This is a genomic window from Pseudomonas sp. (assembly GCF_050739655.1).
Classification (GTDB): Bacteria; Pseudomonadota; Gammaproteobacteria; order Pseudomonadales; family Pseudomonadaceae; genus Aquipseudomonas.
The window spans coordinates 1-10,925 of the sequence record NZ_JBOIBY010000570.1 but is presented as its reverse complement, the minus strand read 5'-3'; the positions used below and the strand labels follow the sequence as shown (position 1 = coordinate 10,925).

The 10,925-nt window shown below is 53.5% G+C and carries 8 protein-coding genes and 4 pseudogenes; 9 read left to right on the top strand and 3 right to left on the bottom strand.

The genetic code is table 11. The features are described from left to right. From ACRESJ_RS27125 to ACRESJ_RS27105, 5 genes and pseudogenes are all read left to right on the top strand, one after another. Window positions 1–140: pseudogene (locus tag ACRESJ_RS27125) on the top strand (L(+)-tartrate dehydratase subunit beta); the annotation flags it as partial. A 450-nt stretch (window positions 141–590) separates the two neighbouring features. Further along, window positions 591–1,358 (top strand): annotated as a pseudogene (locus tag ACRESJ_RS27120) (MCP four helix bundle domain-containing protein); the annotation flags it as partial. Beyond that, window positions 1,353–2,216 (top strand): methyl-accepting chemotaxis protein, encoded by an 864-nt coding sequence (locus ACRESJ_RS27115; protein WP_431760605.1) that lies wholly within the window; start codon window positions 1,353–1,355, stop codon window positions 2,214–2,216. The pseudogene ACRESJ_RS27120 and the gene ACRESJ_RS27115, both read left to right, overlap by 6 nt. A 269-nt stretch (window positions 2,217–2,485) precedes the next feature. Beyond that, window positions 2,486–3,601: a sugar diacid recognition domain-containing protein gene (locus ACRESJ_RS27110; RefSeq protein WP_431760603.1), complete on the top strand. Its 1,116-nt coding sequence runs from the start codon at window positions 2,486–2,488 to the stop codon at window positions 3,599–3,601. Between the two features lie 93 nt (window positions 3,602–3,694). Beyond that, window positions 3,695–4,822 carry a glycerate kinase gene (locus ACRESJ_RS27105; RefSeq protein WP_431760602.1) on the top strand — a complete coding sequence of 376 codons (1,128 nt, stop codon included), beginning with the start codon at window positions 3,695–3,697 and terminating at the stop codon, window positions 4,820–4,822. An 11-nt stretch (window positions 4,823–4,833) separates the two neighbouring features. Here the strand turns inward: ACRESJ_RS27105 and ACRESJ_RS27100 are convergent, their stop codons facing one another. Continuing rightward, window positions 4,834–5,742, bottom strand: a complete 909-nt coding sequence (locus ACRESJ_RS27100; protein ID WP_431760601.1) for a LysR family transcriptional regulator — start codon at window positions 5,740–5,742, stop codon at window positions 4,834–4,836. A 139-nt stretch (window positions 5,743–5,881) separates the two neighbouring features. On the opposite strand from ACRESJ_RS27100, the gene ACRESJ_RS27095 reads away from it, so the two are divergent. The 4 genes and pseudogenes from ACRESJ_RS27095 (at window position 5,882) to ACRESJ_RS27080 (ending at window position 9,642) form a co-directional block, all read left to right on the top strand. Then, window positions 5,882–6,937, top strand: a complete 1,056-nt coding sequence (locus ACRESJ_RS27095; protein ID WP_431760600.1) for a tartrate dehydrogenase — start codon at window positions 5,882–5,884, stop codon at window positions 6,935–6,937. A 109-nt stretch (window positions 6,938–7,046) separates the two neighbouring features. After that, on the top strand, window positions 7,047–8,411 hold the full coding sequence (locus tag ACRESJ_RS27090) for a dicarboxylate/amino acid:cation symporter (RefSeq protein ID WP_431760599.1): 1,365 nt from the start codon (window positions 7,047–7,049) through the stop codon (window positions 8,409–8,411). 327 nt (window positions 8,412–8,738) lie between these two features. Continuing rightward, window positions 8,739–9,186 (top strand): annotated as a pseudogene (locus ACRESJ_RS27085) (malate synthase G); the annotation flags it as partial. Next, the gene (locus tag ACRESJ_RS27080) at window positions 9,175–9,642 is read left to right on the top strand and encodes a cation:dicarboxylate symporter family transporter (RefSeq protein ID WP_431760604.1); all 468 of its coding nucleotides are present in this window, start codon (window positions 9,175–9,177) and stop codon (window positions 9,640–9,642) included. The pseudogene ACRESJ_RS27085 and the gene ACRESJ_RS27080, both read left to right, overlap by 12 nt. A gap of 56 nt (window positions 9,643–9,698) precedes the next feature. Here ACRESJ_RS27080 and ACRESJ_RS27075 read toward each other — a convergent pair whose 3' ends face one another. Both ACRESJ_RS27075 and ACRESJ_RS27070 read right to left on the bottom strand, forming a co-directional pair. Further along, the gene (locus ACRESJ_RS27075; RefSeq protein ID WP_431760598.1) at window positions 9,699–10,565 is read right to left on the bottom strand and encodes an isocitrate lyase/PEP mutase family protein; all 867 of its coding nucleotides are present in this window, start codon (window positions 10,563–10,565) and stop codon (window positions 9,699–9,701) included. A gap of 220 nt (window positions 10,566–10,785) precedes the next feature. Next, window positions 10,786–10,925, bottom strand: a pseudogene (locus ACRESJ_RS27070) (L(+)-tartrate dehydratase subunit beta); the annotation flags it as partial.

The window sequence follows — 10,925 nt, the reverse complement described above, 5'->3', positions numbered from 1 at the left end:
GGGTGCGCGAGTTCGGCCCGCTGATCATTTCCATCGACACCAAAGGCAATAACCTGTTCGAACAGAACAAGGTGCGCTTCAACGAGCGCAAGGGGTCGATCATCGAGAAGATCAACGCCCAGGTACGTTTCATTAAATGATTAATCTGGGCGGCCACGACCCGTTCAGATATCAATAGAACCGTATGGCATATCCCTCGAAGTCCAAGTCGAATCATTTTACATTGACTCGGGTTTCGAGGGATTTTCTATTGAGTTTTCAATTATTTCGTATTTTTCTTGATGCTCACCAGGGAACTAATCACCGTTAAAACACAGCGTCCCTTGTTTGGGTGACAGCGCAAGCAACTCCTGCACAGTCGATGACCAACTGATCATTACGATTATCGAAATTCACAAACTACTGACCCAGTGTGTGCACGAATTCAATATGTGGAAGTTTGTGTAGGGCACGGCCAGCAGTTATCAAAATCACTACGTAGGGTCTACACATCTATCACCGCTCTGAGTGCGCCCCTTCTATCAGAAGAGCGCCCATAACTACGATATTCGAACTTTACTTAGCCAGCAGCCATCTCTAAGGATAACTCGATGTTCATGCGTAAACTGAAAATCGCGCCTCGATCCGCGATTTGTTTCGCCATTATTGCGCTTTTAGTAGTTGCTCTTGGTCTTTTTGCTATGGACAAAATGACCATGATTCGCGGTGCAGCTGTAGATGCAACTCAAAGGATGATGCCAAGCTATGAAGCGCTTGGGGTCATTAATGACCGGCTATTACGCATCCGGATTACCGCTTACCGTCTTTTTGTCCATCGAGATGGCCCGTCTCTGAAAGCAACTCATGCACGGCTATCCGATTTACATGTTCAGCTTAAGGATGCGCAAGAAAAATATGCCAGCCTTATTACTAATGAAAACGAGCGAGCGAAATATGAGCAGTTTTCGCGGTATGTAGTTGGGTTTATTGACCAAAATACCAAGCTTCTTGAACTCTCTAGAGCTGGCGCGATCGACGATATGCGGGTACTTCTTGGTGGAGGGTACAAGCAATATTCAGATGGATTGGCGGCAGAACTTGAAAAGCTTTTAAAATACAACCGAGAAAGTGCTGCCGAATTAGCGCACCAAGCTCAAGAAAATTATGACAGGGCAATTGTCGGTGTAGCTGGATTTGTCATCCTAGCGGCTATACTTACGTTTTTTTTGGCTATTATGCTTACGCGAAGCATTGTCTATCCATTAGCTATAGCTTCAATGTTCGCCTCTGTAGTAGCCAAAGGTGACTTGACCAAAAAAGTCGATGCTACCGGCTCAGATGAACCAGCAGTACTACTGAATTCGTTGAATATCATGCAGGATAATTTACGTTCTACTGTGATGCTCATTGCTGACTCATCGAACCAACTAGCCTCAGCCGCCGAGGAGTTAAGTCTTGTCACGGAAGAAGCGAATCGCGGTTTAAAGCAGCAAACTTTAGAAATAGAACAAGCCGCCACGGCCGTAAACGAGATGGCAATCGTGGTAGATGAGGTTGCTCGCAACGCAACTGGAACATCGGCTGCTTCAAGTATTTCGGACGAGCTCGCGCGAGACGGAAACAAACAGGTTGGTAACACTATTGCGTCAATCAATGAATTGGCTGACGAGGTCACCCATTCCATGGATGCGGTGGAAAGGTTATCGATTGAAGTCGCCGAAATCAGCAAAGTTTTAAATGTCATTCATGCTATCGCTGCGCAGACCAATCTGCTTGCGCTAAATGCTGCCATTGAGGCCGCAAGAGCTGGCGAAGCAGGAAGAGGTTTTGCAGTAGTTGCGGATGAAGTACGAGCGTTGGCGCAACGTACTCAGGAATCGACTGGTGAGATCGGCGTCATAGTTACATCAATTATGCACAGCACCCACGAAGCGATGACCCTCATGCGTGGTAGTAACGATCGCGCTAAACACACGATCAATATCGCCAGCGCTGCAGGCAAGGCACTTCGGGATATAACCTCAGCTATATCAAACATATCAGAGCGCAATCTGGTGATCGCTAGTGCTGCAGAGGAACAGGCCCAGGCTTCAAGGGAAGTCGATCAGAATCTCATAGCAATTCGTGATTTGGCGATACAGACATCTGCGGGCGGAAATCAAACTAGCGCTGCAAGCCATGAGCTTTCACGATTAGCGGTAAGCCTCAACGTCCTTGTAAATGAGTTTAAGATTTGAGGTCCTTTTTCGGTAAATACGTGTGACATTACTCATCACTTGTTACAGAAGTGGCTTTCGTTGGATGTCGGTTTCGATGTGGATAATTGATCCCGGAATACCACGTATCAATCGATTCCTTTAGGTCGAGCCATAAGCAGTGTGCAGCCCGATGGTTGATTCGAGAATTTGTAGGCAATGGCTGGAAGTTTGTTTGCAATTGATGGTAGAAGATCCTCATGATATTGAGGAGTTGTCTCTCCAGCTAGAAGTCTTCCAAGGATAAAAATATGTTTGAACTGGATCACGAGCTTGCGCAAAAAATTGTTGATCGAGCTTTAGCCATCCTCCCATGCAACGTGAACGTCATGGACAGTCAGGGGTTGATCTTGGGCAGTGGAGAGACCGAACGGATTAATACTCGTCATGAAGGCGCCCAATTGGTTCTGGCCAATCAGCGGGTAGTCGAAATCGATGAGCATTCCGCTCTCTCACTCAAAGGCGTTCAGCCGGGTATTAATGTGCCACTCATGCATGATGAGCGGTTGATTGGCGTGTTAGGACTCTCCGGTGATCCGCAAGCGTTGCGAACTTATGCGGAGTTACTTCGCATGACAGCTGAGATGCTCGTATCGCAGCGGCATCGCGAAGGGGAGCGTCAATGGCGTGAACAGCGCACTGACGACTTGTTGGGATTGTTGTTGAGCAATACAGGAAATTCACAACGTCTGCTGGAAGAGGCCGAGCAATTGGGTCTCAAACCTCACCTCACACGCACACCAGTTTTAATTGAATTGAGTTCAGAGTTGGACGTGACGGCGGTCTGTGAATGGCTGTTCGCGCGAGTCGCGGACAGTTGGTGTTTGTGCCTCTCCACTCATACCCTCTTATGGTGCTATCCCTCTCAAAGCATGGTCGACCCAAGTAAATTTCTTCAAAAAATTGAGAAACAAGGTTGGCCGATCCTACGGATGGCTGTGGGTGTCCCCGCGCAAGGCATTGAGCAGTTACGTAACGTTTGCAGGCGCGTGACTGCGCTTGCAGGCTATGGACGAGCAGTCAAGCAAGGCGAGAAGTACTTGCTATTGACGCGTTATCGGCTGTCAACAATGTTATGGACTCATCGTGAAGACGATGCTGTTGGGGAACTGCTGGCCATCATCGATAAAGTGCAGAGCAAAGACAATAATGGTCAGTTAATACAGACTCTACGAAGCTGGTGTGAACATAGCGGTCAAATTCAAAGTTGTACGGAAGCACTTGGCGTACACCGTAACAGTCTTCGTTATCGTATGGATCGTATAGCTGAAATCACTGGCATGGACCTCAATAAGCTGGAAGATGTAATCGAGCTATATTTTGGGATTCAATTGCTGCCCCATTTTGTCACTTGCTTATGCGAGTGAACAAAAACCTGCGAACACAGTTGTGCCTCAGGCTGGAGCCTAAGCCATCAGCTGATGTCAGCATCAGACATCACTTATCGCCGGAGAGCGCATATGAAAATCGTCATTGCTCCTGATTCATTCAAGGACAGCCTAGGTGCCGAGGGAGTTGCTCAAGCAATTGCGCAAGGGCTGGCCGAGGTGCTGCCCAACGCCGAGCTTGTTCAATGCCCGATGGCTGACGGTGGTGAGGGTACAGTGAATGCAATATTGGCGGTAATGAGCGGGGAGCGGCGACAAGCCATTGTCGATGGGCCTTTAGGAGATGAAGTTACCGCTCGCTGGGGGTGGTTAGCTCAATCGCATACGGCAATCATTGAGATGGCCGAAGCGAGCGGTTTACAGCTAATTCCGTTAGAGCGTCGAGATGCCTGTCTCAGCTCATCCTACGGAACTGGACAACTAATACTTCAGGCTTTGGATGCCGGGGCTGAAAAAATCATTCTGACCATCGGCGGTAGTGCAACCAATGATGGGGGCACCGGAATGCTCAATGCTTTGGGAGTACGCTTTTATGATGCTAGCGCCCGTGAATTGAAACCGGGTGGTCTAGCGCTTCGTGACCTGGACACTATCGATTTGGGTGGCATGGACCCGCGATTGCAATCCATTTACTTTGAAGTCGCGGCCGATGTCGACAACCCGTTATGCGGTGCGCACGGTGCTTCATACACTTTCGGTCGTCAAAAAGGCGCAAGCGTCGAACAGATCGAAATGTTGGATAACGCTTTGGCGCGCTTTGCGGACTGCAGCGCCTCTGTCCTCGAGCAAGATGTCCGAAATGTTCCGGGTGTCGGTGCCGCCGGAGGCATGGGTTTTGCCGCGAAAGCGTTTCTTGGAGCAGGTTTTCGACCAGGTGTCGAAGTGGTAGCTGAATTGGTCGGCCTTGCCGAAAAAATCGAAGGTGCAGATCTGGTAATCACCGGTGAGGGGCGTTGCGATGTACAAACGCTGCGGGGGAAAACACCTGTCGGGGTTGCTCGCATCGCCCGTGAACAAGGGGTACCCGTGGTGATCCTTGCTGGAACGTTGGGTGAAGGCTACGAGGTATTATATGAGCACGGGATCGACGCAGCGTTCGCATTGGTGTCAGGTCCCATGAGCCTCGCTGATGCTTGTCTGCAAGCACCTCGGCTATTGAGAGAAAGAGCGCGAGATATTGCCCGCCTCTGGAGCCTTTGACATAAGTTTGCCTATTTTTCCTCAACACTATCGATGCGTTTGAAGCGCTCGATTAAGAAATCGATCAGGCTGCGCACCCGTGCCGATAAATGCAGTTGTTGCGGGTACACCGCATACACGTCGGCACGGGTCGGTGTCTCATTTTCAAGCAACAGGCGCAGACGACCACTACGCACGTAGCGGGCGATGTCCCATTCGGCGCGCAGTAATATGCCGTAGCCTTCCAATGCCCAGTTCAGCGCTACCTCACCATCGTTGCAACCCAATGCTCCACGCACTTTGATATTTTCTGTGCGCCCACTGCTATTAAAGCTCCAGACGCCATAGGGCGTTTCGTTTTGCCTCAGGAAGATGCAATTGTGTTGCTGCAGATCCGACAAACGTTGAGGCACACCATGCTTTTCAAGGTACAGCGGAGAAGCACATAACAGCCGGCGATTAGACGCGATTTTGCGGGCATGAAGCGTTGCATCCGGCAAGGTGCCGAAACGAATTCCCAGATCAAAGCCGTGTGTCGCCAAGTCCAAAGGGTGATCGCTGATTTCCAGCTGGATTTCCACCTCCGGGTATTGGGAGTAGAAGGCAGCTAGCGCAGGGCCGATGTGCCGGCGGCCGAACCCCAGCGAGGCATTGACCCGAATCAAGCCTTTGGGGGTTGCCCGGCTGCTGCTAATCAGTTGCTCGACCTCATTAATCTGCGTCAGGATACGGGCGGCATGAGAGAAATACAGCTCTCCTTCTGAAGTCAGACTCATTGAGCGCGTGGTGCGGTTGACCAGGCGGATGCCCAGTCGTGCTTCCAGCGCAGTCAGGCGTTTGCTAACTGCCGGTGGTGTCACGCCCAGTTCCCGGGCGGTCGCTGCCAAGCTGCCCTGGTTGGCTAAAAGGTAGAAGAACGACAAATCCAGTGTTTGGCTCATTCGTGACTCATAGTTATCTATGTAGTGATTCTGAGTAGCTTACTCCTCTTAATTCACTACATATACTCCAATCACACCCTATTTGGGCAGCCTAGCCCGATGGGGACAACAACAATGTGACTAGAGTGGAGTTTTCACGATGCGTGCATACAAAATTGCTGCGGTTCCAGGTGATGGCATTGGCGTTGAAGTGATCGCTGCCGGTGTCGAGGTGCTGCAAGCCCTGTCGAAAAAATCCGGCTTCGAACTGGATTTCAAACACTTCGACTGGAACTCGGACAACTACCTGAAAAACGGTTACTACATCCCCGAAGGCGGCCTTGAAGAACTGAAAACCTTCGATGCCATCTTCTTTGGCGCCGTCGGTGCGCTTAATGTGCCCGATCACATCTCTCTCTGGGGCTTGCGCCTGCCGATCTGCCAAGGCTTCGACCAGTACGCCAATGTGCGTCCGGCTCGCCTCTTACCTGGAGTGAAAAGCCCGCTGCACAATGGTGACCAGATCGACTGGGTGGTGGTGCGGGAAAACTCCGAGGGCGAATACTCCGGCAACGGTGGCCGCGTGCATCGGGGCCTACCGGAAGAAGTCGCCACCGAGGTCTCGGTGTTCACCCGTGCCGGGGTGGAACGCATCCATCGCTTCGCTTTCCAACTGGCGCAGAGCCGTCCGCGCAAGCACCTGACCATGGTCACCAAGTCCAACGCCCAGCGTCATGGCATGGTGTTGTGGGACGAGATTTTCTTTGAGGTCGCCAAGGACTTCCCAGACGTGAAGATCGACAAGGAACTGGTCGACGCCGTGACCACACGCATGGTGCTCAAGCCGTCGACACTGGACGTGATCGTCGCCACCAACCTGCACGCCGATATCCTTTCCGACTTGGCCGCGGCTTTGTCCGGCAGCCTGGGCATCGCGCCGACCGCCAACCTCAACCCGTCGCGCAAATTCCCTTCGATGTTCGAACCGATCCACGGTTCGGCCTTCGACATCACCGGCAAAGGTATCGCCAACCCGATCGCGACCTTCTGGACGGCGGCGATGATGCTTGAGCACCTCGGCGAGTCCGCCGCGGCCATGCAGTTGATGTCGGCCATCGAAGCCGTGACTGAAAGCGGTTTGCATACCCCGGATCTGGGCGGTACCGCCACTACCCGGCAGATCACCGAGGCCATCATCGCCTTGTTCAACCGCTGATATTGTCCACCGATAAAGAAGAGTAGTGGTGCGGTACAACGCCGAGGGGCGGATCACCGGGTCCGGCTCTTTGGCATTTCCTGACAACAATAAAAATCAGGGCCCTGTCATGAAAAGAATATTTGGCAAACTCTACGTACAAGTGCTCATCGCCGTGATTCTCGGCGTCATCGTCGGGGTCTTGGTTCCCGAAACTGGAGCCGCGCTCAAGCCCTTGGGCGACGCGTTCATCAAACTGATCAAGATGCTCCTCGCCCCGGTGATCTTTCTGACCGTCGTCACCGGCATCGCCAAGATGGAGAACATGAAGGAGCTGGGGCGCGTCGGGTTTCGCGCCTTGATTTATTTCGAGGTGGTTTCCACCCTGGCTTTGGTGGTCGGCCTGGTGGTGGTCGATGTCTTCAAGCCCGGCGCCGGCATGAACATTGACGTCGCCACCCTCGACACTTCAAGCCTTGCCACCTATACCACCGCAGTGAAGCACGCCTCGTTCATGGACTTCATCATGAACATCATCCCTGACACCCTAGTTGACGCCTTTGCCAAGGGCAACGTGCTGCAAATCCTGCTGTTTTCGATCCTGCTCGGTGTCGCCCTGGCCCATGCCGGGCCACGTGGAAAATTGTTCGTCGATACGCTCGATAGCTTGATGCAGGGCATGTTCCGCATCGTCAACATGGTCATGCGCTTGGCTCCGATCGGTGCCTTCGGTGCTATCGCCTTCACCATCGGCAAGTACGGCTTCGGCTCGCTGTTCTCCCTGGGCAAACTGATGGCCTGCGTCTACCTGACCTGCGCCGTGTTCGTGATCTTTGTCCTGGGGTCGATCTGCCGCTACAGCGGTTTCAGCCTGTGGAAGTTCCTCAAGTTCATCAAGGAAGAACTGTTCACCGTGCTCGGCACCAGTTCTTCGGAATCGGTGTTGCCGCAGATGATCGCCAAGATGGAAAAGGCCGGCGTGTCCAAGCCAGTAGCTGGCATGATCATTCCCTCGGGCTTGACCTTTAACCCGGACGGCCAGGCGATTTACTACACCATCGCCGCGATCTTCATCGCCCAGGCCACCAACACGCCACTGACCCTGACCGATCAGTTGATCGTGCTGGCGGTGTTGATGTTCACCTCCAAGGGTTCGGCGGGCGTCACCGGCTCAGGCTTCATCATCCTGGCGGCCACGCTCTCGTCCCTCGGCACGATTCCGGTGGCGGGCATGGTGTTGTTGCTGGGTGTCGACCGGTTCATGTCGGAAGCACGTGCGATCACCAACACCATCGGCAATGGCGTTGGCACCATGGCGATCGCCAAATGGGTCGGTGCGCTGGACACCGTGAAAATGCACAAGGCCCTGAATGGTGAGGTTGAAGAGGGAGAAGAAGACGAGTCTGAAGCGGTGCAATCAAAAGCGGTCAGTGCCCCGTCAATAGTTGGGACAAGCCGCTCGCAGTTCAGTGATAAAAAAACGTCTCAACCGTAAGATAAATGGCGCTAAACACTGGGGTGTTTAGCGCCCATCTTGATCAAATTTACAAGCTTGTTCGGGTGAGATCGATGAGCGAATGGCTCCTTCGCGTAGATTTACTGGCATTTACTGCAACGATTCGGTGACAACGCGGGTATTTTTCACATGTTGATCTACCGACCTCAATCATTACGTTTAAGCGGTGTTGCGCAGCTTCTCCATGCCCTTCATCACGGTTATCGCGTCATCAATCTGAGCAGCGCGTAACCGCTGGTTGACTGTTTGAGACGGTTTGGGGAACGGCGGGGTCTATGGGCTAAATCCTCGACATCTCAGTCTGCGGATGGGGCCAGCGCTATCGGGCGCACCGCCCCCGCGCAGATCAAAGACATCGTGCTGGAGTCCGCGTTGACCACCATCATGGATTGCGAAGACTCGGTGGCTGCAAGTCGATGCCGCTGACAAGGTCGTCGTGTATCGCAACTGGTTGGGGCTGATGAAGGGCGACCTCTGCGAAACCCTGCAAAAACATGGACAATCGGTGATTCGCCATCTCAACCCTGATCGCCAATGGTCTCGAGCTGATGGATAGTCCCTGACATTGGCGGGACGCTCATTGATGCTGGTGCGCAATGTCGGACACCTGATGACCACCCCGGCCTTGCTGGACAATGAAGGGCGCGAGATCCCCGAAGGAATTTTGGACGCTGTGGTTACCAGCCTTGCGGCCATGCATGACCTCAAGCGTCGAGGCAACTCCCGCACCGGCAGCGTTTACATAGTCAAACCGTGGCTGAGCTTCAACCCAGACGGTCAAGCCATTTATTATACGATCGCCGCGATCTTCATCGCTCAAGCCACTAATACTCCGCTGACCCTGGCCGATCAATTGATTGTGCTGGCAGTACTGATGTTTACCTCCAAAGGCTCGGCGGGTGTCAGCGGTTCGGGCTTCATTATCCTCGTCGCTACTCTGGCGTCATTAGGCACTATTCCGGTTTCGGGTATGGTTCTGCTGTTGGGCGTAGATCGGTTCATGTCCGGTGCCAAGGCACTGACCAACACTATTGGCAACGGTGTCGGTACCCTAGTGATTGTCAAATGGGTAGGGGCGCTGGATCACAAGAAGTTGCAGAGGGTGCTGGCGGGTGATGAATCGCCGCCGAGTGTAGTGCCAATGCCGGTCAACACTCATCATTCTCAACATTGTTCCGAGGATGAGGGTAAGGTCGCTAAACGCGGCTGACCCGTCAGATCCTGGCCGTTGACTACATAGGTCGACGGCCAGATTGCTTTTCTTCGTTATTCCGACACGTTCATATAGTCGCGAGCCCAGTCTACATAGGTCTCGGCGCCTGCGTAGTGTGCCGCCAGACGTGTCGCGTCAAGATGCTCCTTCACGCCCAAACCCCGCTGCTTGCGCAGGCGGTCATAGGTTGCCTTGATCGCAGCAAAATACGGCGCGTGGCCGTCGACCACAATGCGTACACCCAACTCTGCCAACAAATGATCGTCGGATAGAGCCGGATTTTCATAGGTCACCAGCATCAGCGGTACGCAAACGTTTTCTGCAATGGCATGCAGAAGCTCACCGTCCTTCACACCTACTAGACAAATGGCATCGGCTCCCGCGTCTTCATAGGCACGCACGCGCGCGACTACATCGGCCAGCGGCTGCACCCCAGCATGAGTGCGGGCGATGATCGCCAGCGACGGATCCTGCCGCGCGCGCAGGGCGGCGCGCAGCTTGCCCATTCCTTCCTCAATGCTGATTAGATCAGAGGGATTGCAGTTGTACCGGGCAGGCAGCGCGGTATCCTCAAGGGTCAGTGCAGCGACCCCTGCGCGCTCCAGTTCGACCACAGTACGCATGGTGTTCAGAGCGTTGCCATAACCGTGATCAGCATCGGCAATTACAGGCAGGCGTGCCACCCGGCCGATGCGCGTGGCCTGTTCAGCGAACTCGCTGAGGGTGATCAGCGTGATATCTGGGGCACCTAATACTTGCAGTGAGGCGACCGAGCCGCCGAGGATGCCAACCTCGAAACCCAAGTCGGCGGCCATGCGTGCCGACAACGGATCGAAGACCGAGGCTGTATGATGGCAAGAGGAGCCGGCAAGCAAGGCATGAAAAGCGTTTCGCAATTCGTGGTGACTGGCATTATGCATGATGGTGTCTGACTTTATGGTAGAGGGGTTGCAGCCCAGGTGTTGCGGGTGTTGGCCACGAGGCGCAGGGCACTCAACGAGTACACCTGGGGCTGTGTTGGAAAAGGGGGCTGTCCGGTGGCCGGGCGGCGATGCGATGCCAGCGCTGCGTGGGCGTTGGCATCGCAGGGTGTCGCGATAGGGGGGCAGGTTTATGCGGGAAAGCTGCCACCCCACCGGATCATTTAATGAAGCGTACCTGGGCGTTGATCTTCTCGATGATCGACCCCTTGCGCTCGTTGAAGCGCACCTTGTTCTGTTCGAACAGGTTATTGCCTTTGGTGTCGATGGAAATGATCAGCGGGCCGAACTCGCGCACCC

What these genes read in the sequence shown, in the direction of transcription:
- ACRESJ_RS27115 (WP_431760605.1), top strand. Translation starts at nt 1,353, where the DNA reads ATGCAGGATAATTTACGTTCTACTGTGATGCTCATTGCTGACTCATCG.
- ACRESJ_RS27110 (WP_431760603.1), top strand. Translation starts at nt 2,486, where the DNA reads ATGTTTGAACTGGATCACGAGCTTGCGCAAAAAATTGTTGATCGAGCT.
- ACRESJ_RS27105 (WP_431760602.1), top strand. Translation starts at nt 3,695, where the DNA reads ATGAAAATCGTCATTGCTCCTGATTCATTCAAGGACAGCCTAGGTGCC.
- ACRESJ_RS27100 (WP_431760601.1), bottom strand. Translation starts at nt 5,742, where the DNA reads ATGAGCCAAACACTGGATTTGTCGTTCTTCTACCTTTTAGCCAACCAG.
- ACRESJ_RS27095 (WP_431760600.1), top strand. Translation starts at nt 5,882, where the DNA reads ATGCGTGCATACAAAATTGCTGCGGTTCCAGGTGATGGCATTGGCGTT.
- ACRESJ_RS27090 (WP_431760599.1), top strand. Translation starts at nt 7,047, where the DNA reads ATGAAAAGAATATTTGGCAAACTCTACGTACAAGTGCTCATCGCCGTG.
- ACRESJ_RS27075 (WP_431760598.1), bottom strand. Translation starts at nt 10,565, where the DNA reads ATGCATAATGCCAGTCACCACGAATTGCGAAACGCTTTTCATGCCTTG.